At 72.6% G+C, this 25703-nt stretch carries 24 protein-coding genes; 13 read left to right on the plus strand and 11 right to left on the minus strand.

The window, feature by feature from the left end; all coding sequences use genetic code 11:
- The first annotated feature begins 11 nt into the window (after positions 1-11).
- A complete protein-coding gene (locus ACBI99_RS13145; protein WP_246643998.1) occupies positions 12-1028 on the plus strand; it encodes a PLP-dependent cysteine synthase family protein in 1017 nt (338 codons plus the stop codon).
- On the opposite strand, the gene ACBI99_RS13150 is transcribed toward ACBI99_RS13145, so the two are convergent.
- Positions 1009-1755, minus strand: coding sequence for an N-acetyltransferase (locus ACBI99_RS13150; RefSeq protein WP_219500545.1), 747 nt, complete (start codon positions 1753-1755; stop codon positions 1009-1011). The genes ACBI99_RS13145 and ACBI99_RS13150 overlap by 20 nt on opposite strands.
- An 11-nt stretch (positions 1756-1766) precedes the next feature.
- Positions 1767-2240, minus strand: a complete 474-nt coding sequence (locus ACBI99_RS13155) for an Lrp/AsnC family transcriptional regulator (protein ID WP_219500543.1) — start codon at positions 2238-2240, stop codon at positions 1767-1769.
- Between the two features lie 64 nt (positions 2241-2304).
- On the opposite strand from ACBI99_RS13155, the gene ACBI99_RS13160 reads away from it, so the two are divergent.
- Positions 2305-3654: a pyridoxal phosphate-dependent decarboxylase family protein gene (locus ACBI99_RS13160; RefSeq protein WP_375072388.1), complete on the plus strand. Its 1350-nt coding sequence runs from the start codon at positions 2305-2307 to the stop codon at positions 3652-3654.
- Between the two features lie 10 nt (positions 3655-3664).
- Here ACBI99_RS13160 and ACBI99_RS13165 read toward each other — a convergent pair whose 3' ends face one another.
- Positions 3665-5170: a succinic semialdehyde dehydrogenase gene (locus ACBI99_RS13165; RefSeq protein ID WP_357591353.1), complete on the minus strand. Its 1506-nt coding sequence runs from the start codon at positions 5168-5170 to the stop codon at positions 3665-3667.
- A gap of 72 nt (positions 5171-5242) precedes the next feature.
- On the opposite strand from ACBI99_RS13165, the gene ACBI99_RS13170 reads away from it, so the two are divergent.
- Both ACBI99_RS13170 and ACBI99_RS13175 read left to right on the plus strand, forming a co-directional pair.
- Positions 5243-7309 (plus strand): serine/threonine-protein kinase, encoded by a 2067-nt coding sequence (locus ACBI99_RS13170; RefSeq protein ID WP_219500538.1) that lies wholly within the window; start codon positions 5243-5245, stop codon positions 7307-7309.
- A gap of 39 nt (positions 7310-7348) precedes the next feature.
- Positions 7349-9271: a beta-propeller domain-containing protein gene (locus tag ACBI99_RS13175; protein ID WP_219500535.1), complete on the plus strand. Its 1923-nt coding sequence runs from the start codon at positions 7349-7351 to the stop codon at positions 9269-9271.
- On the opposite strand, the gene ACBI99_RS13180 is transcribed toward ACBI99_RS13175, so the two are convergent.
- Both ACBI99_RS13180 and ACBI99_RS13185 read right to left on the minus strand, forming a co-directional pair.
- Entirely contained in the window at positions 9266-11002 is a 1737-nt protein-coding gene (locus ACBI99_RS13180; RefSeq protein ID WP_375072389.1) for a glycerol-3-phosphate dehydrogenase/oxidase, read from the minus strand. The two genes, ACBI99_RS13175 and ACBI99_RS13180, sit on opposite strands and share 6 nt — an antisense overlap.
- 81 nt (positions 11003-11083) lie before the next feature.
- Positions 11084-11854, minus strand: a complete 771-nt coding sequence (locus tag ACBI99_RS13185; RefSeq protein WP_219500531.1) for a DeoR/GlpR family DNA-binding transcription regulator — start codon at positions 11852-11854, stop codon at positions 11084-11086.
- Between the two features lie 128 nt (positions 11855-11982).
- Between ACBI99_RS13185 and ACBI99_RS13190 the strand changes: the two genes are divergently transcribed.
- The 4 genes from ACBI99_RS13190 to ACBI99_RS13205 are packed head-to-tail and all read left to right on the plus strand — an operon-like array spanning position 11983 to position 15724.
- A complete protein-coding gene (locus ACBI99_RS13190; RefSeq protein ID WP_219500529.1) occupies positions 11983-12855 on the plus strand; it encodes an SIS domain-containing protein in 873 nt (290 codons plus the stop codon).
- Entirely contained in the window at positions 12852-13988 is a 1137-nt protein-coding gene (gene nagA / locus ACBI99_RS13195) for an N-acetylglucosamine-6-phosphate deacetylase (protein ID WP_219500527.1), read from the plus strand. Before ACBI99_RS13190 ends, nagA begins: the two co-directional genes overlap by 4 nt.
- The gene (locus tag ACBI99_RS13200; protein ID WP_219500525.1) at positions 13985-14887 is read left to right on the plus strand and encodes a 1-phosphofructokinase family hexose kinase; all 903 of its coding nucleotides are present in this window, start codon (positions 13985-13987) and stop codon (positions 14885-14887) included. The genes nagA and ACBI99_RS13200 overlap by 4 nt, the downstream gene beginning before the upstream one ends.
- Before the next feature lie 12 nt (positions 14888-14899).
- Complete coding sequence (locus tag ACBI99_RS13205) at positions 14900-15724, plus strand: class II fructose-bisphosphate aldolase (RefSeq protein ID WP_364173684.1); 825 nt, start codon at positions 14900-14902, stop codon at positions 15722-15724.
- Positions 15725-15730: 6 nt separating this feature from the next.
- On the opposite strand, the gene ACBI99_RS13210 is transcribed toward ACBI99_RS13205, so the two are convergent.
- The gene (locus ACBI99_RS13210; protein ID WP_219500521.1) at positions 15731-16501 is read right to left on the minus strand and encodes a phosphotransferase family protein; all 771 of its coding nucleotides are present in this window, start codon (positions 16499-16501) and stop codon (positions 15731-15733) included.
- 17 nt (positions 16502-16518) lie between these two features.
- On the minus strand, positions 16519-17478 hold the full coding sequence (locus ACBI99_RS13215) for a DsbA family protein (protein ID WP_375072390.1): 960 nt from the start codon (positions 17476-17478) through the stop codon (positions 16519-16521).
- Positions 17479-17536: 58 nt separating this feature from the next.
- Here ACBI99_RS13215 and ACBI99_RS13220 point away from each other — a divergent pair, with 58 nt between their 5' ends.
- From ACBI99_RS13220 to ACBI99_RS13230, 3 genes are all read left to right on the plus strand, one after another.
- Complete coding sequence (locus tag ACBI99_RS13220; RefSeq protein WP_357591365.1) at positions 17537-18085, plus strand: TetR/AcrR family transcriptional regulator; 549 nt, start codon at positions 17537-17539, stop codon at positions 18083-18085.
- Positions 18086-18242: 157 nt separating this feature from the next.
- Entirely contained in the window at positions 18243-18890 is a 648-nt protein-coding gene (locus tag ACBI99_RS13225; RefSeq protein WP_375072391.1) for a class I SAM-dependent methyltransferase, read from the plus strand.
- A gap of 172 nt (positions 18891-19062) precedes the next feature.
- The gene (locus ACBI99_RS13230; RefSeq protein WP_308125612.1) at positions 19063-20127 is read left to right on the plus strand and encodes a protein-L-isoaspartate(D-aspartate) O-methyltransferase; all 1065 of its coding nucleotides are present in this window, start codon (positions 19063-19065) and stop codon (positions 20125-20127) included.
- Positions 20128-20273: 146 nt separating this feature from the next.
- On the opposite strand, the gene ACBI99_RS13235 is transcribed toward ACBI99_RS13230, so the two are convergent.
- Together ACBI99_RS13235 and guaB are read right to left on the minus strand one after the other, a co-directional pair.
- Positions 20274-21395, minus strand: coding sequence for a GuaB3 family IMP dehydrogenase-related protein (locus ACBI99_RS13235; RefSeq protein WP_219500509.1), 1122 nt, complete (start codon positions 21393-21395; stop codon positions 20274-20276).
- A 6-nt stretch (positions 21396-21401) separates the two neighbouring features.
- On the minus strand, positions 21402-22883 hold the full coding sequence (gene guaB / locus ACBI99_RS13240) for an IMP dehydrogenase (protein ID WP_219500507.1): 1482 nt from the start codon (positions 22881-22883) through the stop codon (positions 21402-21404).
- A 501-nt stretch (positions 22884-23384) separates the two neighbouring features.
- Here guaB and ACBI99_RS13245 point away from each other — a divergent pair.
- Both ACBI99_RS13245 and ACBI99_RS13250 read left to right on the plus strand, forming a co-directional pair.
- The gene (locus ACBI99_RS13245) at positions 23385-24311 is read left to right on the plus strand and encodes a LuxR C-terminal-related transcriptional regulator (RefSeq protein ID WP_308125611.1); all 927 of its coding nucleotides are present in this window, start codon (positions 23385-23387) and stop codon (positions 24309-24311) included.
- A 152-nt stretch (positions 24312-24463) separates the two neighbouring features.
- The gene (locus ACBI99_RS13250) at positions 24464-24841 is read left to right on the plus strand and encodes a DUF5319 domain-containing protein (protein ID WP_219500503.1); all 378 of its coding nucleotides are present in this window, start codon (positions 24464-24466) and stop codon (positions 24839-24841) included.
- On the opposite strand, the gene ACBI99_RS13255 is transcribed toward ACBI99_RS13250, so the two are convergent.
- Both ACBI99_RS13255 and ACBI99_RS13260 read right to left on the minus strand, forming a co-directional pair.
- A complete protein-coding gene (locus tag ACBI99_RS13255; RefSeq protein ID WP_156325503.1) occupies positions 24802-24957 on the minus strand; it encodes a hypothetical protein in 156 nt (51 codons plus the stop codon). The two genes, ACBI99_RS13250 and ACBI99_RS13255, sit on opposite strands and share 40 nt — an antisense overlap.
- Positions 24954-25589: a sigma-70 family RNA polymerase sigma factor gene (locus ACBI99_RS13260; protein ID WP_156325505.1), complete on the minus strand. Its 636-nt coding sequence runs from the start codon at positions 25587-25589 to the stop codon at positions 24954-24956. Before ACBI99_RS13260 ends, ACBI99_RS13255 begins: the two co-directional genes overlap by 4 nt.
- Positions 25590-25703: the final 114 nt, after the last annotated feature.

A 25703-nucleotide genomic window follows, 5' to 3' on the forward strand; every position in this document is an offset into this window, starting at 1 on the left:
AACATCCGCCGATGGGGCACATGGTGGACGTGAGCTGGGATGTCCGGGCACTCGACCTGTTGCAGGCGGGGCCGCCCACACCGCTGATCGAGTTCCCCGCCGGGGCGCCGGGGGTCCGCCTGCTGCTCAAGGACGAGTCCGCGCAGCCGACCGGGAGCCTGCGGCACCGGCATGCCCGTGCGCTGTTCCGGCAGGGGGTGCTCGACGGGCTGATCACCCGGGGGACGACCGTGGTGGAGGCCACGGGCGGGAACGCCGCCGTGGCGCAGGCGTGGTTCGCCCGGCGGCTCGCGCTGCCGTACGTGGTGATCATGCCGGGGAAGCGGTCGGAGGAGCGGGCGCGGCCGGTGGAGGAGCTCGGCGGGGAGTGCCGGTTCGTGTCGCCGCCCGCGGCGATCTACGACGTGGCGCGGGAGGTGCCGGGGCACTTCCTCGACCAGTTCGGGCGGGCCGCCGAGCATGACCTCGCCATCGAGCTGTGCGCCCAGGTACGTCCGGACTGGGTGGTGGTGGGGGCCGGGACGGGAGCGACGTCGGCGACGCTGGGCCGTGTGCGCCGGGAGAGCGCCGGGGGCGAGGGGCCCCGGGTGGCCGTGGCGGATCCGGAGAACTCCGCCTATTTCCCCGGATGGACGCTGGACGTGCCCGACTACGCCACCGGGATGCCGTCGCGGATCGAGGGGATCGGGCGGCCCAGGATCGAGCCGGGGTTCCGGCCCGACCTCGTCGACCTGGTCATCCCGGTGCCCGACGCGGCGAGCGTGGCGGCGGCGCGGCTCATCCGCGAGGTGACCGGGCTGCCGGTGGGCGGGTCGTCGGGCACGGCGCTGTGGGCGGCGCTGGAGCTGGCGGAGCGGATGCGCGGGCGGGGCGAGAGCGGGACGGTGGTGTCGGTGCTCGGCGACGCCCAGGAGCGGCATCTGGCGACGTTTCATGACGACGGGTGGGCCGCCGCCAAGGGCCTGGACGTCCGGGGCTTCGAGGAGCGCCTGCGCGACCGTACGGGACTCACCCCAATGGGTGGCTGACCCAGACGTTCGGCTCGACGTAGACGGCGTAGTCCTGCTCCACGACGCAGTGGACGGGGCTCAGCGCGCCGGGGACCTCGATCGCGCCGGTGCGGTCGAACGGCAGGCCGGTCCAGCCGCGCCACTCGGCGAGCGTGCCCGGGACGACCATCGAGCGCGGCGCCACCTTGACGATCTTCCCGCCCGCGCGTACGTGGACACGCAGCCAGGCGTCGTACGGGAGGCCGTCGGGGCGGGTGCGGAAGGCGTACTCGGACATGGGGGTGTGCGGTTCGAGGTGCTTCCGGTTGGGCCGGACGGGGGCGACGAGCTCGGTGAAGCCGCGTTCGGCGGCGTGCCTGCGCATGGCGGCGACCATGCGCGGGGACAGGCCGGTGCCGAGCAGGTCGCTGCGGACGGTGATCTCCAGGGCGGAGATCCGGGTGGGCGTCGTGCCGCGCTCGCGGCCCAGCCAGGCGCGCCGGATCACGCCGTCCCAGCCGTCGTCGGGCAGCTCGGCGGACTCGCCGAGCGCGAACGGCACCATGCAGCCCCGCGCCGCCAGCCGCCCCGGCTCCTCGTCGCTGTCGGCCACCAGGACGTAGTCCGGGTAGGCGCGCACGCAGATCCCGTAGTAGAGGTCCGCGATGGGGTCGTTCAGCACGAACTCCTGCCAGGAGCTGTCCATGTTCCACAGCGACTCGGCGAACTCGGGACGCTCGGCCAGCGTCGTGATCCGGAGGGTCATGGGGATGAATGTTACATATCGGACGGCCGCTGGATCGGCTGATGCTCGGCCTTGAAGATCAGCGTGGTGTGCAGGTGGACGATTTCCGGCCGGATCAGGAACCGTTCCAGGCAGAGCCGGTGCAGGTGGTCGGCGTCGGCCACGGCCACGTGCACCAGGAAGTCCTCCGCGCCCGCCACGTGGAAGAGCGTGATCGTCTCCGGCAGGCCGAGCACGAACGAGCGCAACGGGTCCACGAGCTGGCTGGTGTGCGGGCGCACCCGCAGCGCGAGCAGCGCCTGGAGCGGGCGGCCGAGCCTGGCGGTGTCGACCGAGGCGCGGAACCCGGTGATGATGCCCCGGCGGCGCAGCGAGCGAACGCGTTCGAGCGCGGTGGAGGGCGCGACGCCGAGCCGCGCGGCCAGATCCTTGTTGGGCAGCCGCGCGTCCCTCTGCAGTTCGGCGAGGATCGCCAGATCGACCGTATCCAGTTCGGCGTTCTGCATGGATGCCGCCCTTCGATTCGGTCAGGCTAGCCGTAGACCGACGAAGTCATCAATATCACGAAATATGTGGAACATTGAGGAGTTCACCGAAGCAGCCGGCATCACGGTCGGCGAGCTGGCCGCGTACGTCGACGTGAGCCAGCGGGGCGAGGCCCCGGTGCTGCGGCGCACGCCGCCACGCGAGCTGGCCGAGCGGCTGGGCCTGCGGGACCTGATCGCGAAGGGCGGCCTGACGCCCGACGCCTACCGGGGCTTCCTGCGGACGTTCCTGGAGGAGGGCACCAGGCTTCACCATCCCGGCTTTCTCGCCCATCAGGTCGCCTCGCCGGACTTCCCGGCCGCGCTCGCCGACTTCGTGCACGGCGCTACGAACAACCCGATGGCCGTCTACGAGATGGGCGCGGCTGCGGCCACGGTGGAGTTCGAGGTGCTGCGCTGGATGCTGGGCAAGGTGGGCTTCCCGGCGGGCGGCGGCGTGCTGACGCACGGCGGCTCGCTGGCGAACCTGACCGCGCTGCTGGCGGCGCGGGCGCGGGCGGTGCCGGACGCCTGGGACGACGGCGTGCCGGGCGACCTGGTGATCCTGGCCCCGCCGGCGGCGCACTACTCGATCGCGCGGGCGGCGTCGATCCTCGGGCTGGGGCAGCGGGCGCTGGTCCCGCTGGAGACGGACGCGCTGGGGCGGATCGACCCCGCCAAGCTGCCCGACCTCTCGGGGAAGAGGGTGATGGCCCTGGTCGCGTCGGCCTGCGCCACCGGCACCGGCCTGTACGACGACCTGCGCGCCATCGGCGCCTGGTGCCGCGAGCGCGGCGTCTGGTTCCACGTGGACGCCGCGCACGGCGCCTCGGCCCTGCTGTCGGACCGCCACGCGCACCTGCTCGACGGGATCGAGCTGGCCGACTCGGCCGTCTGGGACGCGCACAAGATGCTGCGCACCTCGTCACTGGCCGCCGCCGTGCTCGTGCGGCGCGAGGCCGATCTGGACGCCGCCTTCAAGCAGGAGGCCAGCTACCTCTTCTACGGCGACCAGGGCTTCGACCTCATCACCCGCACGGTCGAGTGCACCAAGGCCGAGCTCGGGCTGAAGATCTTCCTGAACCTGGCCTGGCGCGGCGAGCGCGGCCTGGGCGAGTACGTGGCCGGGCGGTACGACACCGCGCACCGGTTCTGGGAGCTGGCCCGCGACCGGCCCGGCTTCACGGCGCCGTACGAGCCGCATAGCAACATCGTCTGCTTCCGCCACGGCGACGGCGACCAGGCGGCGATCCGGGAGCGGCTGATGCGCGGCGGATCCTTCCACCTGAGCTCCACCGAGCTGGACGGCGTCCGCCACCTGAGGATCACCGTGATGTCCCCGGCGACGGACGACCGCGCGCTCGTGGCGCTGCTGGACGAGATCGAGTCCCTGTGACTCAGGCGGCTCACTTCAGCCGCAGCCGCTTCATCGTCTTGAGCGTCGTCACCAGCACCTCGGACCACTTCTCGTACGTCAGGTCGAACGGCGGCTCGAACCCCAGCCAGCTCGCCTGCGAGGCCACGGTCTGCGCCTCGGTGTAGCGCAGCAGCCCCTCGGCCCCGTGCCTGCGTCCCAGGCCGGACGCCTTCATCCCGCCCATCGGCGCGTCATAGGAGGCGTACGCGGCCCCGTACCCCTCGTTGATGTTGACCGTGCCCGCGTCGAGGCGGGCGGCGAACGCGCGGCCGCGCGCCGGGTCGCCGGTCCACACGGCGGCGTTCAGCCCGTAGACGGTGTCGTTGGCCAGCTCGACCGCCTGGTCCTCGGTGTCGTACGGGTAGAGCGCGACCACCGGGCCGAACGTCTCGTTGCGGCACAGCTCCATGTCCTCGGTGACGCCGGTCAGCACGGTCGGCTCGTAGAACAGCGGTCCCAGGTCGGGCCTGGCCCGGCCGCCGGCCAGCACGGTCGCGCCGCGCGCCACCGCGTCGTCGACGTGCGCGGCGACCGCGTCGAGCTGCCGCCGGAAGGTGAGCGAGCCCATCTGGACCGACCAGTCGCGCCCCGGCCCCACCTTCAGGTTGCCGACCTGCCGGGCGAACCGGGAGGCGAACGCCTCGAACATGGACGAGGGCACGTAGATCCGCTCGATCGACATGCAGAACTGCCCGGCGTTGGCGAAGCTCGCCCGCACCGCGCCCAGCACGGCCTGGTCCAGGTCGGCGTCGTCGAGGACCACCATCGGGTTCTTGCCGCCGAGCTCCAGCGAGCAGCCGATGAGCCGCTTGGCCGCCTCCTCGGCGACCTTCCTGCCGCCGCGCGTGGAGCCGGTGAAGGCCACGTAGTCGGCGCCGTCGAACAGCGCGTCACCGATGACGTCGGGCTCGCCGAGCACGATCTGCCAGATCTCGCGCGGCATGCCGAGCTCCACGAGCAGGTCGACGGCCCACCGGGTGGACAGCGCGGTCTGCGTGTCGGGCTTGTGCACCAGCGCGTTGCCGGCCAGCAGCGCGGGCACCGCGTCGGTGACGCCGAGGGCCAGCGGGTAGTTCCACGGGGTGATCAGCGCGACCACGCCCTTGGGCCGGCGCAGCTCGGCGACCCTCGTCGCGACGGGGAAGATGCCTTTGCGCCGCTGCGGCGCGAGCAGCCCGGCGGCGCGGCGCGCGTAGTAGAGCGTGCAGCCGGCGACGTCGAGCACCTCCTCGAAGGCGTGCTTGCGGGCCTTGCCGGTCTCGTCCTGGAGCAGGTCGAGGATCTCGTCGCGCCGGTCCAGCAGGGCGTCATGCAGCAGCAGGAACGGCCGCGCCCGCTCGGCGACCGGCCGCGCGGCCCACTCCGCCTGCGCCTCCCTGGCCCGCCGGTACGCCTCGCGCACGTCGTCGGCGCCGGACAGGCTCAGCTCGGCGAGGGTCTCACCGGTGAAGGGGGCAGTGATCCGCTGGGTGCCGCCGCTGGTCGTCAGGTGCATGGCGAAAGGATATTCGGTGAACCTACCGGCGGGTAGTTTTTGCCCTCTCCTGACCTGGGACAGAATTCGTTCATGCCAGACATAGCGCCGCTCAGAGCCGGAGACCCGCCCAGAATCGGCGGACTGGAGCTGCTGGGCCGTCTGGGCGAGGGCGGGCAGGGCGAGGTCTTCCTGGCCAGGGACCCCTCGGGCACCCAGGTCGCGGTCAAGTGGCTGCGCCCCGAGTCCGCCGGCGACGAGGTGAGCGTCGGGCGGTTCCTGCGCGAGGTCCAGGTGGCCCAGCAGGTGGCGCCGTTCTGCACCGCGGCGGTCCTCGGCACCGGCGTCGAGCACGACAGGCCCTACATCGTCAGCGAGTTCATCGAGGGCCCGTCGCTCCAGCGGGTCGTCCAGCAGGAGGGGCCGCGCGCCGGGTCGGCGCTGCACCGGCTGGCCATCGGCACCGCGACCGCGCTGGCCGCGATCCACCAGGCCGGGATCGTGCACCGCGACTTCAAGCCGGCCAACGTCATCCTGGGCGCCGACGGGCCGCGGGTGATCGACTTCGGCATCGCGCGGGCGCTCGACGCGACCTCGACGATCAGCAACATGCCGGTCGGCACGCCGTCCTACATGCCGCCGGAGCAGGTCCTGGGACACCAGGTGGGCCCGGCGGCCGACATGTTCTCGTGGGCGGGCACGATGGCCTACGCCGCGTCGGGGCGGGCCCCGTTCGGCAGCGACACCATGCCCGCGGTGATCAACCGGGTGCTCAACCAGCCGCCCGACCTCATCGAGCTCGACGGCACGCTGCGCGAGGTCGTGCTGGCCTGCCTGAGCAAGGACCCGGCGCAGCGGCCCACCGCCGAGCAGGTGATCATGCGGCTGCTCCAGCGGCCGATGGCGCCGGGGTCCGGCATCCTCGCGCAGGGCTCGGCGGCCTCGGCCGCCGGCCCGGTCCACGCCCCCTCCCCCGCTCCCGCCCCTCAGCATGCGCAGCCGTGGGCGCCGCCGGGCCCCTACCAGCCGGTCACCCATCCGAGCGGCCGTCCGCAGCCGCGCCGCCGCTCGTCCAGGACGGCGCTGATCATGGGGGTGACGCTGGGCTGCGCGCTGCTGCTGCTGGCCGGCATCGTGACGATCATCCGGCTCGACCGGGCCACGGTGGCCGCCACGCAGTCGCCCTCCCCCGGCCGGTCCGGCTCCGCCCGGACCACCGACCCGCCGACACCGGAGCGCACGGCGGTCACGGCGGTCCCGGCCAGGGGCACGGCCAGGGCGCTGCCGGGCGCCTCGGCGACGGTCTACGAGCACCCGTCCGACGCGATCACGCTCACCTCGTACGAGGTCTACAACGAGTCGGGCAAGGAGTGGACGGACTACGCAAGAAAGTCGTTACGCGGAAAATTCGCCAAATATCCGCGCAACAAGGAGTCGATGGTCTCCCCCGACGGCCGCTACCTGGCGGCGCGCGGCAAGGAGTTCAACTCCGACGACTACGACTACATCGACATCATCGACCAGAAGACCGGCGAGAAGACCACGGTCACGACGGTGAAGGCGCCACTGGAGAGCACGATCCGGTCGTGGTCCCAGGACGGCACCAAGATCCTGCTCAACATCGAGGAGGAGACCGGCGACGAGTGGTACTACATCGGCTTCGCCGTCGTCGACGTCGCCGGCCGGTTCCCCAAGCTGTCGCTGGTGCGTGACAGGCAGGTCCGCGAGACCGGCTTCGGCTGGGACGGCGAGGAGCAGGGCGCGGTCAACGTCTACGGCGGCAAGAACAAGGGCCTGCGCTTCTACGACGCCGCCGGCAGGAAGCTGCGCGACGTCCCCCGCATCGGCGAGCTCGCGTCGGGCACGTCGGCCATGTTCTCCCCCTCGGGCGCGCTGTTCGTCACCAACTGCCCCGGCGGCGGCGACGGCGACCACTGCGTGTGGGACTCCAAGACGGGCAAGCGCTCGCGCGCCTTCACCTCCGACTGCGACAAGGTCCTCGGCTGGTACGACGAGAAGCACCTCTACTGCTGGGAGCAGGACAACGAGGCCAGGGACGCGGTCCAGGTGGTCGACTTCCGGGGCAAGCTGGTGCGCAAGCTGCTCGACATCGCCGAAGACGTCGATTTCAGCCCGATCTACACGGTCAATCCCCGCTGACCCGTGAACCGGCAGGGCGTCCGATCCGTGAAGGAGGTCATGAAGACCCCGATCCGCCCGGTCATCGCCGTCGCGGCCCTCGCGACGGCCCTGGCCGCCTGCACCACCCCCACCCCGGCCGGCCCGCCGACCGTCGAGAAGACGCGGCTGGGAGCCGTCCGCCTGGTCGCCTACAGCGGCTGCGACGACCTGCTCGCCGGCCTGCGCGAGAAGGCCGCCGAGAACGTCGGCCCGTGGGGCTTCGGCGGCGGTCCCGTCATGTTCAAGGCGGAGGACCGGGCGGCGGTCACCCAGGAGAGCGACGTCGCCCAGACCCCCGACCACTCCACCACGAACGTGCACGAGGCGGGCGTGGACGAGCCGGACCTGGTCAAGACCGACGGCGATCGCGTCTTCACCGTCAACGGCGGCACCCTGCGCGTCATCGACACCGCGACCAGGAAGGTCACCGCCACGCTCGACCTGGCCGACACCGAGGACCGCGGCTACGCGCCCAGCAGCCTGCTCGTCTCCGGCGACCGGGCGCTGGTGATGTTCCAGGGCGGCCCAGCCCTCTACCGCGGCTTCGCCCCCGTCGGCGACACCCGCTACGTGCTCGTGGACCTGGCCGGGCAGCCGAAGGTCCTCGGCTCGGTCACGCCGGAGGGCTCCCACGTCGACGCCCGCATGGTCGGCTCGACCGTCCGGCTGATCACCCGCAGCCAGCCCGACATCACGTTCCCGCAGCCCAAGGACACCATGCCGGAGGCCGAGCGGACCAAGGTCAACCAGCAGGCGATCCGACAGGCCCCGGCCGACGCCTGGCTGCCCGAGATCGAGATCACCGACGCCGCCGGGGCCACGACCAAGAAGCGGGTGCCGTGCGAGCGGGTCAGCCACCCGGACGACTACACCGGCACCTCGCTGCTGACCGTGCACACGCTCGACCTCGCGCAGGGGCTCACCGCCGCCGGCACCGACCCGATCAGCCTCGCCGCCGACGGCGACATCGTGTACGGCACCGGCCGCAGCCTGTACGTGGCCAGCAACCCGCGCTGGTGGTCGCCCATCGCCGTCGCCCTCAGCGACACCCCGGTGCCGCCCGCCGACGAGCCGACGCCCGCGGAGCCGAAGCTGCCGCCGGAGGAGACCGAGGTGCACCGCTTCGACACCGGCGGCCCCGGCGCCCCCGCGTACGTGGCCTCCGGGAAGGTGCCCGGCCGGCTGCTCAACCAGTATTCACTCTCCGAGCACGAGGGCCGCCTGCGCGTGGCCACCACGCTCAACTCGGCCGACGCCAGGACGAGCTCCAGCAGCGTGCACGTGCTCGACGCCGCGACCCTGGCCGAGGTCGGCAAGGTCGGCGGCCTGGGCGGCGGCGAGCGCATCTACTCCGTCAGGTTCATCGGCCCGGTCGGCTACGTCGTCACCTTCCGCCAGGTGGACCCGCTCTACACGCTGGACCTGCGCGACCCGGCCGCCCCCAAGGTCACCGGCGAGCTGAAGATCACCGGCTACTCGGCGTACCTGCACCCGGCGGGCGACGGCCGGCTGATCGGCATCGGCCAGGAGGCGAGCGAGGAGGGCCGCACGCGCGGCACCCAGGTTTCGCTGTTCGACGTGGCCGACCCCGCCAAGCCGGCCAGGCTGTCGCAGTTCTTCCAGAAGAACTCCGGCTCCGAGGCCGAATGGGACCCGCACGCGTTCCTCTACTGGCCCAAGACCGGCACCGCGGTCATCCCGCTCAGCAGCTACACCGAGGGCGACCAGCGGTCGGGCGCGATGGTGCTGAAGATCACCGACACGGAGATCGCCAAGGTGGGCCTGATCGAGCACCCGGCCCCGCGCGGCGAGTCCTACCAGCCGGGCATCCAGCGCTCGATGATCATCGGTGACGCCATCTGGACGTTCTCCGCCACGGGAGTCCAGGTCAACGACGCCGCCACGCTCGCCGAACGAGGCTGGATCCCGCTCGGGTCATGACCGCTCGGGCGCGGCCACCGGCACGATCTCGGGCGCGCCCAGCCTGATCGCGTCGGCCGCGTGGTCGGTGTCCTGCTCCTGCGACAGCCGCTCGGCCTCCACTCGCTTGGTGAAGTACTCGACCTCCCGCTTGACCTGCTCGCCGTCCCAGCCCAGCGGCCCGGCGAGCAGCTCGGCGGCCTCCTGCGCCACCGCCAGGCCGCGGTGGAAGGTCTCGATCGAGATGTGCGTACGGCGTGTCAGCACGTCGTTGAGATGCCGGGCGCCCTCGTGGGTGGCGGCGTGCACCACCTCGGCGCGCAGGTAGTCGTCGGCCCCGGACAGCGGCCTGGCCAGCGACGGGTCCTCGTCGATCAGCTCCAGCACCTCGTCGATGAGCGAGCCGTAGCGCTGGAGCAGGTGCTCGATCCTGGCCACGTGCAGCCCCGACTCGTGCGCGAGCCGGTGCCTGGCGTTCCACAGCGCCTGGTAGCCCTCGGCCCCGGCCAGCGGGATCCGGTCCGTGCACGAGCGCGGCACCCGCTGATCCAGCCCGTGCGCCACGGCGTCGACGGCGTCCTTGGCCATGACCCGGTACGTCGTGTACTTGCCGCCCGCGATCATCACCAGCCCCGGCACCGGGTGCGCCACCACGTGCTCGCGCGACAGCTTGGACGTCTCGTCCGACTCGCCCGACAGCAGCGGGCGCAGCCCCGCGTAGACGCCCTCCACGTCGTCCCTGGTCAGCGGCACCGACAGGACGGCGTTGACGTGGTCGAGCAGATAGTCGATGTCGGCCCGGGACGCCGCCGGGTGCGCCTTGTCGAGCGTCCACTCGGTGTCGGTGGTGCCGATGATCCAGTGCCTGCCCCACGGGATCACGAACAGCACGGACTTCTCCGTACGCAGGATGAGCCCCGTCAGGGAGTGGATGCGGTCACGCGGCACCACCAGGTGGATGCCCTTGGACGCGCGCACGTGGATCTGCCCGCGCCCGCCCACCAGCTCCTGGATGTCGTCGGTCCACACGCCGGTGGCGTTGACCACCTGCTGCGCCCGCACGTCCAGCTCGTCGCCGGTCTCCAGGTCGCGCACCCGCACCCCGGTCACCCGCTCGCCCTCGCGCAGGAACCCGACCGCCTGGGCGCGCGGCGCCACCTGCGCGCCGTAGGTGGCGGCGGTGCGCAGCATCGTCATCACGTACCGGGCGTCGTCGACCTGCGCGTCCCAGTACTGCACGGCGCCGGTGAACGCGGTGCGCTTGAGCGCCGGGGCCAGCCGCAGCGCCCGGCTCCTCGACAGGTGCCGGTGTCCCGGCACGCCCCTGGTCAGCCCGGTGGCGAACCCGAGCGTGTCGTAGAGCGCCACCCCGGCCCCCACGTACGGGCGCTCCCAGCCGAAGTGGGTCATCGGGAACAGGAACGGCACCGGCCGCACCAGGTGGGGGGCGATCCGCTGGAGCAGCAGGGCGCGCTCCTGAAGGGCCTCCCTGACCAGCTCGAAGTTGAGCTGTTCGAGATAGCGCAGGCCGCCGTGGATCAGCTTGGACGAGCGTGAGGAGGTGCCCGAGGCGAAGTCGCGGGCCTCGACCAGGCCCACCTCCAGGCCGCGCGTGGCGGCGTCGAGCGCGATGCCCGCGCCGACCACGCCGCCGCCGACCACGACCACGTCCAGCTCGCGCGCGGCCATCGTCTTCAGCGCCGCGCCGCGCTCGGCGGGCCCCAGCCGGGCCACGCCCCTTCCCGCCGCCATGACTCCCCCTGGGTATGGGCTGCATTGATCCCATACTTACCCGTTCAACCCCGGATCACCTGCCCCCGGGGTGGTCAGTGGTCAGGCGCGGATCACCTTGACGCCGGCTTCGGTGAGGGCGGCGGCGGAGTCGTCGGGGAGCAGGGCGTCGGTGACGAGCGTGTCGATCTGCTCGATGGGGCAGATACGGGAAAATGCCCTCTTACCGATTTTCGAGGAATCCGCCACCACCACGACGTGCCCGGCCCGGCTGATGAGCTGATGGTTGACCGCCGCCTCACCCTCGTGATGCGCCGACGCGCCCAGCGTCACGTCCAAGCCGTCGACGCCGAGGAAGGCCACGTCCATCGTCACCTGGTCGAGCACCCCGGAGGCGAGCGGGCCGATCAGCTCGTAGGACTGCTGCCTGGCCACCCCGCCCGTGACGACGATCTTGACGTGGCGGCGCACGGTCAGCTCGGCGGCGATGTTGAGCGCGTTGGTGACGATCGTGAAGCCCGACTCCAGCGTGGCCTGCGTGGCGAGGGTGCGGGCCAGCTCGGAGGTGGTGGTGCCGCCGTTCATGCCGACGACCGCGCCGGGCCGGACGAGCTCGGCGGCGGCAGCGGCGATGCGCTGTTTCTCGTCGGCGTGCCTGGCCGTCTTGTAGCGCAGCGGGAGGTCGTAGCTGACGCTCTGGGCGACCGCGCCGCCGCGCGTGCGCATGAGCATCTGCTGCTGCGCGAGCTGGTCGAAGTCGCGGCGGATCGTCGCGGTGGAGACGTCGAGCGCCTGGGCCGCCTCCTCGACGGTCAGGCGGCCTTCCTGGCTGAGCAGCTCGAGAATCGCGTTCCACCGATCGTAACGGGACACGATCAGCCTCCCTTCGCCAGATCCGTCAGGGGGCAAGCGTGGCACAGCCGCGAGATCCGAGCCACCGGTGTCCATTACTGCTCTATTCTGCTATAAACAACGCAGAAACGAACATCCGGAGGTAAGCGTTGTCCACCCATACCGAGGCCGAGATCGCGTCCCAGCCCGAGTGCTGGCGCCGTGCCGTCGCCGCCGTCCCGGCGGGCGCGCTGCCCCAGCCGGGCGAGCGGGTCGCCGTCGTCGGCTGCGGCACCTCCTGGTTCATCGCGATGGCCTACGCCGCGCTGCGCGAAGGCGCCGGGCAGGGCGAGACCGACGCGTTCGCCGCGTCCGAGGTCCCCGCCGGGCGGCGCTACGACCGCGTGCTCGCGCTCACCCGGTCGGGCACCACCACCGAGGTGCTCGACCTGCTCAACCGGATCGACATCCCGGCCACGGCCATCACCGCCGACCCCGAGACGCCGATCAGGACCGCCGCGGACGAGCTCGTCGTGCTCGACTACGCCGACGAGCGGTCGGTCGTGCAGACCCGATTCGCCACCACCCAGCTCGCGCTGCTGCGCGCCAGCCTCGGCGAGGACCTGAGCCAGGCCGTCGCCGACGCCGAGCTCGCCCTGGCCGAGCCGCTGCCGGACGAGCTGGTCGCCGCCGAGCAGTTCACGTTCCTGGGCTCCGGCTGGTCGGTCGGCCTGGCGCAGGAGGCCGCGCTGAAGATGCGCGAGGCGTCCCGCTCGTGGACGGAGGCGTACCCGGCGATGGAATACCGCCACGGCCCCATCAGCATCGCCGGGCCCGGCCGCGTCACCTGGATGCTCGGCACCGCCCCCGAGGGCCTGCGCGCGCAGGTCGAGGCCACCGGCGGCACGTTCGTGGAGAGCGGGCTCGACCCGATGGCCGAGCTGATCCGGGCCCAGCGGGTCGCGGTGGCCCGCGCGTTCGCCCGCGGACTGAACCCCGACGAGCCCATGCACCTCACGCGATCTGTGATCCTTTCTCCATGAGCCTTACTCTCGCCGACGCCCGCATCGTGACCCCCGAGGGAGTGCACGAGGGGTGGCTGACCATCGAAGACGGCAGCATCACGCACGTCGGTCACGGAAGCGCCCCCCGCCCGGGTCACAGCCTGGGCGGGCGGCACGTCGTGCCCGGCTTCGTCGACATGCACAACCACGGCGGCGCGGGCGGGTCGTTCCCGACCGGCGAGCAGGAAGAAGCACGTGAGGCGGTGGCGCTGCACGAGCGCCACGGCACCACGACCCTGGTGGCCAGCCTGGTCACCGACTCGATCGACCGGCTGTCCGCCGCCGCCTCGTCGCTGGCCGACCTGTGCGACGACGGCCTGCTGGCCGGCATCCACTTCGAGGGCCCCTACATCGCCAAATCGCGCTGCGGCGCGCACAACCCGGCGCTGCTGCGCGAGCCCTCGCCGCAGGAGTTCTCCGGGCTGCTCAAGGCCGGGCGCGGGCACGTGCGCATGCTGACCATCGCCGCCGAGCTGCCCGGCGCGCTCGACACGATCAGGCTGGCCGTCTCCGAGGGCGTGATCGCGGCGCTCGGCCACACCAGCGCCGACTACGACCTGACCCGCGAGACGATCGAGGCCGGCGTCACCGTCGCCACCCACCTCTACAACGCGATGCCGCAGCTCGGCCACCGCGACCCGGGCCCGATCGCGGCCCTGCTGGAGGACGAGCGGGTCACGGTCGAGCTGATCAACGACGGCGTCCACGTGCACCCGGCGATGCTGAGGCTGGCCTGCGAGGTGGCCGGGCCGGGGCGCACGGCGCTGGTGACCGACGCGATGATGGCGGCCGGGCTCGGCGACGGCGAGTACGGGCTCGGGCCGATGGGCGTCCGCGTCCTCGACGGCGTCGCCCGCCTCGTCGAGGGCGGCTCGATCGCGGGTTCCACGCTGACCATGGACGTGGCGTTCCGGCGGGCCGTCCAGGACATGGGGCTGTCGCTGCCCGACGCGGCGCAGATCGCCTCGCTGACGCCGGCCCGGGTGCTCGGCCTGGCCGACCGGGCCGGCTCGATCGCCGTCGGCAAGTCGGCCGACCTGGTGGTGCTGACCGACGAGCTGGAGGTGGCCGGAGTGATGAAGCGCGGCGTCTGGATCACGGAGCCTCGATGATCCTCACCGTGACGCTCAACGCCGCCCTCGACGTGACCTACCAGGTGCCCGCCGTCGAGTGGGACGGGGTCAACCGGGTGGCCGCCGTGCACCGGCGGGCGGGCGGCAAGGGCGTCAACGTGGCCCGCGTGCTCGCGGCGCTCGGGCAGGAGGTGCTGGTCACCGGGCTGGCGGGCGGGCCGACCGGCCGGGCGATCGAGGCCGACCTGGGCGCGGCGGGGCTGCCCGCCGCGCTGGCGCCGATCGCCGGGGAGTCGCGCACCACGCTCGCGGTGTCGCAGCCCTCCGGCGCGACGCTGTTCAACGAGCCCGGGCCCCGGGTCTCCGAGGACGAGCTGGGAGATTTCCTGACTCACTATGAGTCGCTGCTCGACGGCGCGCGGGCGGTGGTCATCTCCGGGAGCCTGCCGCAGGGCGTCCCCGCCGACGTCTACGCCAGGCTCGCCGCCGTCGCCGCCGACCGGGGCGTGCCGGCGATCGTCGACGCCGACGGCGAGCCGCTCAGGCACGCGCCCGGCGGCCGGCCCGCCGTCGTCAAGCCCAACGCCGAGGAGCTGGCCAGGGCCGTCCCGCACGGCACCCCCGAGGAAGGCGCCCAGGCGCTGCGCGAGCGGGGCGCCGAGGCCGTCGTCGTCTCCCAGGGCGAGGCGGGCCTGCTGGCGGTCACCGCCGAGGGCGTCCTGCGGGCGCGCATGCCGTACAAGGTCGAAGGCAACCCCACGGGGGCCGGCGACGCGCTGGTGGCCGGGCTCGCGCTCGGCCTGGTGGAACGGTCGCCGTGGCCCGAGCGGCTGCGGCGGGCGGCGGCGCTGGGCGCCGCAGCCGTGGCCGCGCCCGTCGCGGGCGACTTCGACCGCGACGTGTACGCGCACGTCCACCCCCTCATCGAGATCGTGTAGAAGGAGCCCGTCATGCCGCTCGCCGGAATCGGCGACATCGTCCGTGAGTCACCCGCCGGGGTGGGCGCGTTCAACGTCATCCAGCTGGAGCACGCCACCGCCATCGTCGCGGGCGCGGAGGCCCTCGGCCTGCCGGTGGTGCTCCAGATCAGCGAGAACTGCGTCCGCTACCACGGCGCGCTGGAGCCGATCGCGCTCGCCTCGCTCGCGGTCGCCCGCCGCGCGGAGGTCCCGGTCGCGGTGCACCTGGACCACGCCACCGACCGCGCGCTCGTCGAGGAGGCCGTGACGCTGGGGATCGGCTCGGTCATGTACGACGCCTCCGCGCTGCCCGACGAGGCGAACGTGGCCGCCACCGCCGAGGTGACCGCCTGGTGCCACGAGCGCGGCGTCTGGGTGGAGGCCGAGCTGGGCGAGGTCGGCGGCAAGGACGGCGTGCACGCGCCCGGCGCCCGCACCAAGCCGCACGAGGCGGCCGACTACGTGGCCAGGACCGGCGTCGACGCGCTGGCCGTGGCCGTCGGCACCTCGCATGCGATGACCACCAAGGACGCCGTGCTCGACCTGGGCCTCATCGGCGAGCTGCGGGCGGCCCTGCCGGTGCCGCTGGTGCTGCACGGCTCGTCCGGCGTGCCCGACGAGATCCTGCGCGAGGCGGTGCGCCAGGGCATGAAGAAGGTCAACATCGCCACCCACCTGAACAAGGCGTTCACCGGCGCGATCCGCGACTACCTGGACCACGACGGCAAGGTCGTCGACCCGCGCAAGTACGTCAAGGCCGGCCGCGACGCGGTGTCGCGCGAGGTCAGCCACCTGCTCGGGGTGCTCGCGGGCTGAGCCGCCTCACGCCTCCAGCACGGCGAGGACCCGCTCGACCTGGCGGCGGAAGGTGCCGGGCGGGTTGCGCGGGCCCTCCCCCGACAGCAGGAACAGCCAGGTGAGCGCGTGGAGCCTGCTGCACTCGCGCAGCCGGGCCCGCTCGGCGGCGGTGAGCTCGACGTGCCGCAGGACGTCGACCTCGCCGTCGACCCACATGGAGACGTGCTGCGACAGCTCTGCCAGCTCGTAGACGCGGTCGCTGCGGCCGGAGTCCTCGAAGTCGACGATCCGCACCCGTTCGCCGTCCCACAGGAAGTTGGCCAGGTTGCCGTCACCGGCGCCGAGCACCGGCGGGTCGCCCTCGCTCGGCCGCCACCGCTCCAGCCACCGGCGGCCCTCGCTCACGGCGCGGTCGGCCGCCGGGTCCCTGGGCTGCCACTGCTCGCACCACTGCCCGACCTGACCGGCCAGCGCCTGCGGGCCCCAGCGGCGTACGGGCACGCCGGCGAGGACCTGCGGCGGGACGGCGGCGTGCAGCTCGGCGAGCGCGGTGGCCAGGTCGGCGGCGTGCGCGGGCGCGTCGGCCAGGCCGCGCAGCGGGACGCCGTCGATGCGGGACATGGTCACGCCGCCCTCGTTGGAGATGGGCCGGGGCGCGAGCCCGGGCGCGTAGCGGGCCAGCAGGGTCAGTGCCCGCCACTCGCGCTCGGCCGCGCCCGGCTTCTCCTCCTTGTAGCGCTTGGTGACGACGTCGCCCCGCACCTCGACCGCGTGCGTCCCCTGGAGATCGGCCATCTTCGCATGCTAGGTGGTCAGGCGTAGTCCGGCACCATGGCGCCGGCCAGCCGCAGGTGCGGCGCGGCCTCGTCGGGCCGTCCCTGCCGCTGGAGCGTGCGTCCAAGCAGCTGGTGGACGTACGCGTCGTCGGGCGACAGCTCGACCAGGCGCTCCAGCGTGGCGCGGGCGCGCCCGAGCTGCGCCGAGGCGTAGTAGGCCCGGCCGGCGAGCATGAGCACGTTGCGGTCGTCGCCGTGCTCGCCGAGCAGCGGCCCGAGCAGCACCAGCGCGCCGAGCGGGTCGCGCTGGTCCAGCAGCGACTCGGCGTGCCGGTAGCGCTCGACCTCCTCGGGCAGCCGCCGCCCGGGGCCGTCGCCGCCCAGCACGAAGTCCCTGATGACCTCGGGCGACTGGGCCCCGGCCAGCGCCCGGCCGCCGACGACCAGCGTGGGCGAGGTGGCGACGCCCATGGCCTTGCCGCGGAGCAGGAGCTCGCGGACGAGCTGCTCCCCGGCCCCGTCGTCGAGCAGCGCGGCGCCCTCGGGGAAGCCGGCCTCGGCGGCGATCCGGTGCAGGACCCGGCGGTCGCTGATGTCGAGGCCGTCGATGAAGTGGGCCTTCATCACCAGCTCGGCCACGGCGTCCTGGTTGGCGCCATGCTCGGCGGCCAGCGCGATCAGCCGGTGGGCGTCGTGGCTGCTGGCGCGCCAGGCGGGGCCCCAGCGCCAGCCGAAGCCCTCCTCGGCGGCGATGAGCGACATCCGCACCCGGTTCTCCCCCGGGGTCAGGCCGGGGGCGCAGCGCTCCACCGCGGCGTCGACCAGGGGGTCGGCCATCGCCTCCTCGTAGGGGATCGCCTGGGCGGGGGCCGTCGGGTCGATCCGGAACGGCCTCCAGACCACCTCGGCGTCCAGCCCTTCGAGGGCCTTCTCCAGGCGCCGCTTGCCGATGTACGCCCAGCCGCAGACCACGTCGGCCCAGATCTCGATTCGCATGACACCGAGACTATGCGACAACTGTCAATTAAGCAACACATGTCGTATAGTGGGCGGCATGAACCCCGACGACCCACGCGCCCAGCGCACCCGGGCCAGGCTGCACGCCGCCCTCCTCGACCTGGCGGCCGAACGCGAGCCCGGCTCGATCACGATCTCCGAGGTCGCCAAGCGCGCCGAGGTCAACCGGGCCACCGTCTACCTGCACTATCCCGACGTCGACGCGCTGGCCGCCGACGCGCTGGAGGACGCGGTCGCCGAGGTCGCCCGCGCCGCCGCGCTCTGCCCGCTCGACGCGCCCCGCGACCGCGCCCCCGAGCCGCTCACCGCCCTGTTCGCGCACATCTCCGCTAGCGCCGCCCTCTACGCGTGCCTGCTCGGCAGCCCCCGCTGCACCTCCCGCCTGCGCGAACGCCTCACCGGCGAGCTGTCGGCCCGCTTCCGGCAAGGCTCCCGGCCGGCCGGCTTCGACGACGTGCCGCCCGACGTGCACGCCGCCTACCTGTCGGGCGCGCTCGTCGGCGTGATCGCCCACTGGGTGACCGGGCCTCGCGAAACCCCGGCCGGCGAGCTGGCCCTGGCGTTCTGGCGGCTCTTCCGCCCCTGAACCAGCGCCATGAACGCCCCCACCACGCACACCACCAGCCGCCGCCGCTCCTGCACGGCCCGGCGGGTCCGCCGCACCCGCCTGTCCTGGACTCCTCAGGCTGGTGAACGCACCATTCAATACCGAACACCTTGTTCCGTACCGAGAAGAGGACGTCATGGGATTGGGCAGGCTCCTGCACGACCACGCCGAGCACGCCGACGCGGGCGGCACCATCGACCACCCGCGCGCCTACGAGGTCGTCGCCTCGCTCGGCTACCCCGGCGGCCGCCGCGCCGCCTTCACCCGCGTCGCCACCCAGGCCAAGCCGCGGCCCGGCGACCGGATCCTCGACGTCGGCTGCGGCACCGGCTACCTCAGCCGCATCCTGTCGCCCGTCGCGGGCCCCGGCGGGCAGGTCACGGGCGTCGACCCGTCCCCCGCGATGATCGGCTACGCCCGCGACCGCGCCCCGGACAACTGCGAGTACGTCGTCGCCGGAGGGGAGGACCTGCCCTTCCCCGACGGCTCGTTCGACCTGGTCGTCTCCACGCTGGCCGTGCACCACATCCCGTCGGAGGCCCGGCCGGCGGCGGCGCGCGAGATGTTCCGCGTGCTGCGGCCCGGCGGGCGGCTGCTCGTCGCCGAGTTCAGGCCGCCGGAGCACCCGCTGCTCAAGCGGCTCATGGCCATGATCTCGGGCCCCGCCATGGACCACACCCCGCAGGAGCTGCTCGGCACCCTGATCCCCGACGCGGGCTTCCGGGTCGAGGCGGAGGGGCCGCTGCCGTCGCTGCTCTACTACATCCGTGCCGTACGCCCCTGACTTTCTCCCGGGGGATGACGATTCTCCACCGATGCACAAAGTTCTCCACCTGCCGTCAGCGCTCTTCGGCGAATCCCTTGCCCGGCCCGTACCGCCTGCCTACGATCACGGTCCGTCACCGTCGAGCCGAAGGAGGTCCCGTGGGCGAGCGTCAGAAGGCAGGCGGCGCGAGGTGAGCGCCACCGCCGTGGCGCGGGCGATGGAGGCGGTGCCGCGCCACCGGTTCGTGCCCGACGTGGCCTTACACGTCCCGGAGCCGGAGGGGCCGCCACTCCTGATCGACCGCAAAGCCGACCCGGAGGGCTGGTGGCAGGCCGTACGCTCCGCGTCCCCCATCGTCACGCAGCTCGACGACGGGCGCGCCGACCTCCGGACCGCCAAGGGCGGCTACACCTCGTCGTGCTCGGCGCCCGCGACGGTCGCGCACCTGCTCCGCCTGCTCGACGCCGCCCCCGGCAACCGGGTGCTGGAGATCGGCACGGGCACCGGGTGGACGGCCGCGCTGCTGTCACACCTGGTCGGCGCGGCGAACGTGACGAGCATCGAGATCGACCCCGCCGTGGCCGCCGACGCCGCGCGACGCCTGGGCGACGGCCCGCGCCTGATCGTCGGCGACGGCGCCTACGGCTGCCCGGAGCGGGCCCCGTACGACCGCGTCCACGTCACCTGCGGAGTCCGTACGGTGCCGTACGCGTGGATCGAGCAGACCCGGCCCGGCGGCGCGATCGTCGCACCCTACTGCCCCGGCTTCGGGGCGGGCCACGCGCTGCGCCTGACGGTCATGCCGGGCGGCACGGCGGCCGGGCGCTTCTCCGGCGGCGCCCACTACATGATGATGCGCTCCCAGCGCCCCGCCGAGCTCGGGCCGTGGCGGCGCGAGGACGCGCTGGAGTTCAGGACCCCGGTCGACCCGCGCACCCTGGCCTACGCCCCGCTCGGCGCCGACCTGGCCGTCTCCGCGCTCACCGGGCTGCGCACCAGCGTCTACCAGGAGGACGACTTCTACCGGATGTGGGTGATCGGCGGCCCGGACGAGTGGGCGGCCGCGAGCTGGCAGCCGCACCGCGACGACTACGAGGTCTACAGGTTCGGCGACCGCGACGTGTGGGCGGAGGCGGTCAACGCCTACTTCACCTGGGTGAGCTGGGGAGAGCCCGGTCACGAGCGGTTCGGCATGACCGTCACCCCGGAGGAGCAGCGGGTGTGGCTGGACGAGGCGACGCGGGTGATCGGCTGAGAGGCGGCCCTCGCCTGCTCCCACCAGGCAGGGACCGCCCAGGGAAATCTTGACGATCATGCGCGGGCGACACTGGCGGCCGGGCGGAGGATTCTCCACCGCGTGCAAAATTCTTTCTACGCGGTGGAGAAATCCTCATCCCGAGATCAGCGCTGGATCGGCGCGACGACGACCTCGACGCGCTGGAACTCCTTGATGTCCGAATAGCCGGTCGACGCCATCGTGCGCTTGAGCGCGCCCATCAGGTTCATCGAGCCGTCGGCCACGCTGGACGGGCCGTGCAGGATCTGCTCCAGCGTGCCCACCGTGCCGAACTCGACCCGCCGCCCGCGCGGCAGGTCGGGGTGGTGCGCCTCGGAGCCCCAGTGGAAGCCGTGGCCGGGCGCCTCGGAGGCGCGGGCCAGCGGCGAGCCCACCATGACGGCGTCGGCGCCGCACGCGATGGCCTTGGCGATGTCGCCGGAGGTGCCCATGCCGCCGTCGGCGATCACGTGCACGTAGCGTCCGCCGGACTCGTCCATGTAGTCGCGGCGGGCCGCGGCCACGTCGGAGATCGCGGTCGCCATCGGCACCGCCACGCCCAGCACGTTGCGGGTGGTGTGGGAGGCGCCGCCGCCGAAGCCGACCAGCACGCCGGCCGCGCCGGTGCGCATCAGGTGGAGCGCCGCCGTGTAGGTGGCGCAGCCGCCCACGATCACCGGGACGTCGAGCTCGTAGATGAACTGCTTGAGGTTGAGCGGCTCGGCCCGCCCCGAGACGTGCTCGGCGGAGACCGTGGTGCCCCGGATGACGAACATGTCGACCCCGGCGTCGATGACCGCCTTGTGATACTGCACCGTGCGCTGCGGCGACAGCCGGACGGCCGTGGTCACGCCGGAGGCGCGGATCTCCTCGATGCGGCGGCCGATCAGCTCTTCCTTGATCGGCGCCGCGTAGATCTCCTGGAGCCTGCGGGTGGCCGCCTCGGCGTCGAGCGAGGCGCACTCCTCCAGCAGCGGGGACGGGTCCTCGTAGCGCGTCCACAGCCCTTCGAGGTCGAGCGGCGCGAGCCCGCCGAGCCGGCCGATCTCGATCGCGGTGGCGGGCGAGACGACGCTGTCCATGGGCGCGACGACGACGGGCAGTTCGAACCGGTACGCGTCGATCTGCCAGGCGATCGAGACCTCTTCCGGATCGCGGGTGCGCCGCGACGGGACGAGGCCGATCTCGTCGAGCGAGTAAGCCCGGCGGCCTGCCTTGCCCCGGCCGATCTCCACCTGCTGAGTCATGCGGTTTTACCTTCTGTGATAGTTAGGAGCTTCCACGGTCATCTGGATGTCGTGGGGATGGCTCTCCTTGAGGCCCGCTGCCGTGATCGGCATGAGCTCGCAGTCGGTGTGCATCTGGGGGATCGTGCGGCAGCCGGAATACCACATGCCCTGGCGCAGACCGCCGACGAGCTGGTGGGCGACCGCCGCGACCGGGCCTCGGTAGGGCACCTGACCCTCGATGCCCTCGGGGATGTACTTGTCCTCGCCGCCGACCTCGGCCTGGGCGTAGCGGTCCTTGCTGAACGAGGTGCCGCCCCGCTCGCGGTTGCGCACCGCGCCGAGCGAGCCCATGCCCCGGTAGGACTTGAACTGCTTGCCGTTGATGAAGATCAGCTCGCCGGGCGACTCCTCGCAGCCGGCCAGCAGGGAGCCGAGCATGACGCTGTCGGCGCCGGCCGCGATGGCCTTGACGATGTCGCCCGAATACTGCAGGCCGCCGTCGCCGATCACCGGGACGCCGGCCGGGGCGCACGCCAGCGACGCCTCGTAGATGGCGGTGACCTGCGGCGCGCCGACACCGGCGACGACCCGGGTGGTGCAGATCGAGCCCGGCCCGACGCCGACCTTGACCGCGTCGGCGCCCGCGTCGACGAGCATCTGGGCGCCGGCCCTGGTGGCGATGTTGCCGCCGATGACGTCGACCTTGCTGTTGGCCTTGACCTTGGCGATCATGTCGGCCAGGCCCTTGGAGTGGCCGTGCGCGACGTCGACCACGATGGTGTCGACGCCCGCCTCGATGAGCGCCTTGGCGCGCACCTCGGCGTCGCCGCCGACGCCCACGGCCGCGCCCACCACCAGGCGGCCGTCGGCGTCCTTGGTGGCGAGCGGATACTGCTCGCTCTTGGTGAAGTCCTTGACCGTGATCAGGCCGCGCAGCCTGCCGTCCGGGTCGACCAGCGGCAGCTTCTCGATCTTGTTCTTGCGCAGCAGCGCGTAGGCGTCGTCACGCGAGACCCCCACGGGGGCGGTGACGAGCGGCATCTTGGTCATGACCTCGCGCACCGGCCGCGCCTGGTCGGTCTCGAAGCGCATGTCACGGTTGGTGACGATGCCGACGAGGATGCCGGAGGCGTCGGTGACGGGCACCCCGGAGATCCGGTACGTGGCGCACAGGCGCTCGACGTCGGCCAGGGTGTCGTCGGGGCTGCAGGTCACCGGGTTGGTCACCATGCCGGCCTCGGACCGTTTCACCAGGTCGACCTGCTGGGCCTGCTCCTCGACCGACAGGTTGCGGTGCAGGATGCCGATGCCGCCCTGCCGGGCCATCGCGACCGCCATGCGCGCCTCGGTGACAGTGTCCATCGCCGCCGAGACGAGCGGGATCGACAGCGTGATGCGGCGTGACAGCCTGGTGGCGGTTTCGGCCTCGCCCGGCTGCAGGTCGGAATAGGCCGGCACCAACAGCACGTCGTCGAACGTCAGACCCGTCTGTGTGAACTTGGACATGCTGCGGCCCCTCCTGCCGTTGCGCTGATGCAGCAAGTCTAGGGCCTGCCTCCAAAACGCATGGATGCCGGGAGGACGATGACCCCCACGGTCCGTCGTACTCCCGGCATCCAGCAGAAGTGCCGGGGGACGGAGCGGTCGGTGAGCCGCGCCGTCCCCCGGCCACCGGCATCCGGGCCTGACGCCGCGCACGCCACCGAACCCCCCTCCGCGTCCTGATGGCCGGCGGCGCCGGGCCCTGTAACGGAATGCCGACGCTGAGTTAGCGTGGGTTACGGAACGGCACAGCGCAATGTGAAAACGTGCAATTGCACGAAGTTGCACCCCCCGCCGGGGCAGTCGGCGCAACCAGCGGACAAGTAAGGAATGCCGGGTTATCCTCGCGGCACGCCGCGCGTTCCCCCCTACGGAGCCCGACACATGCGCAACGAGCACCAAACTGTGCCAGATCCGCTCGAAACGCTAGGCCTCGATCCCACGCAAACGGCCCTTTACACGGCAGTGCTGCGCCTCCACCGCGCCACCCGCACCGAGCTGGCCGAGGCCACCGACGGGCCCGTCGACCAGGTCGCCGACCAGCTCGACGACCTCGTCAGGCTCGGCGTCGTCGACGAGCAGTCCGGCGAGTACCTGGCCCGCCACCCGGCGGCCGCGCTCGGGCGGCTCGTGGCCGAACGGCTCGACCGGCTGGCCGAGGAGAGCCGCCGCATCGACACCGTGCTCGGCTCGATCCGCGGCCTCATCCGCGACTACGACGCCGGCCGCGACCACCGCAGCGGCCCGTTCCCCGTCGAGTCCGCCAGCGGCGCGGACGTGCTGTACGAGAGCGTCATGGGCATGGCCGTGCAGGCTCCCCCGATGACGCTGCTGACCGCGATCCCCGACGAGCGGACGATGGCCGACTTCGCCGCCAAGTTCGTCGAGCCGTGGATCGACGCCCAGCGCCGCGGCCTGCTCGTGGTGCGCGCCGTGCTGCCCGTCGCCACCCTCACCCTGCCCGGGGTGCGCGACCAGCTCACCCGGCTGCTCGCGACCGGCGGCCAGGTGCGCACGCTGGACCGGGTGCCCAGCTGGTTCATGACGGCCGGCAGCGACACCGCCGGGCTGCCCGCCACCTGGGGCGGCAACCTGCCCGACCACGCCTACAACTTCTACCTGATGCGCACCCCCATCGTGGCGGGCATGCTCCGCTCGCTGTTCGAGGAGTGGTGGGGGCGGGCCGTGCCGCTGCCCTGGGAGCGCGGCGGCGGCATGGCGCAGGTGCTGCGGCTGGCCGCGCAGGGCCTGTGCGACGAGTCCATCGCCCGGCAGCTCGGCCTGTCGGTCCGCACCGTACGGGCCAGGTTCGCCGACGCGATGGCCGAGCTCGGCGCCCAGTCCCGCTTCCACGCCGGCGTGGAGGCCGCCCGCCGCGGCTGGCTGACCTGACCCAAGGCCGGCCCGAGGCGACCCTGAGGGCGGGCGTAAGGGCGGGGGTGAGGGCGGGCCAGCGCGGGCGTGAGGGCGGGGCTGAGGGTGTGCGGCGTGGCCGGGTCGGTCAATGCCCACCGCTCGCGCCGCATCGGTCATATGGTGGGAAGGTGCTGGAAGACGTCCCCCGCGACCCGTTCGCGGACGACCCCAACGACCCTTCCGCTGCGATGGGCGAGCTCGGCGAGGCCGAGCCGCTGACCGCCGCCGAGCGCGACGAGGCCATCACCGACCTGGCCGACGTCGAGGTCTTCCGCTCCCTGCTGGAGCAGCAGGGGGTGCTGGGCCTGGTGCTCGACTGCCCGGAGTGCGGCGAGCAGCACTTCTTCGACTGGGACCTGCTGCGCGGCAACCTGCGCCAGATGATCGAGCTGGGCCAGCCCCAGATGCACGAGCCGGCCTTCCAGCCCGATCCGGCCGCCTACGTCACCTGGGAGTACGCGCGAGGCTACGTCGACGGCGTCATCGACACGGAGGAACGCCGCTGATCGAGCACGTCGCCGACCAGGGCCGCGAGCACCCGGGCGGCCGGGTCGCCGCTGTCGGGCAGCTCACCGGCCGCGAGCGCGTCGAGCAGCGCGTCGCTCTCTTCCTCAGGGGTCAAGCCGACTCCAGCTCGGCCATCTGCCTCAGCCTGGCCAGCGCCCGGTGCTGGGCGACGCGTACGGCACCTGGTGACATGCCGAGTACATTACCGGTCTCCTCGGCCGACAGCCCCGACACCACCCGCAACAGCAGCAGCTCGCGCTGGTTGGGCGGCAGCCGGGCGAGCAGCCTGCGGGCGTGCTCGACCTCGATGTAGCGGACGACGGTCTCCTCCGGCCCCGGCCCGTCGTCGGGCCCGTCGGGGAGATCCTGGGTCGGCACGGCCGAGCGCACGGAGCTGCGCAGCGCGTCGGCCACCTTGTGCGAGGCGATCCCGAAGACGAACGACGCGAACGGCCGCCCCATGTCGCGGTATCGCGGCAGCGCGGACAGGACCGCGATGCACACCTCCTGGGCCACGTCATCGGCAATGTGATATTGCCCCGAAACGCGGCCCAGCCTGGCGCGGCAATAGCGCACCACCATCGGACGCAACTCGCCGAGCAAGGATTCGATCGCACTGCGATCTCCCTGCACCGCGAGGCTCGTCAGTTCTCTTAGGTCGGAGTCATCCGTCCGTGCCGGAAGTCTCGACGCGAGCCTTACCCCAATTTTGGCGTCGGCGACGCTTCCCTCGCTCACGTTAGGCATGATGCCCGGCCCGCTCCGGCCTGTCGTCATGGCGAACGGCTACGGATTGGTCACATTGAAGCGACGATAACCGATAGTAATCGAGTGACAACACTAAGCCTTTATGCCTGGCAG

Origin of the sequence: Nonomuraea sp. ATR24 (assembly GCF_041950485.1) — a bacterium.
Taxonomy (GTDB): Bacteria; Actinomycetota; Actinomycetes; order Streptosporangiales; family Streptosporangiaceae; genus Nonomuraea; species Nonomuraea ceibae.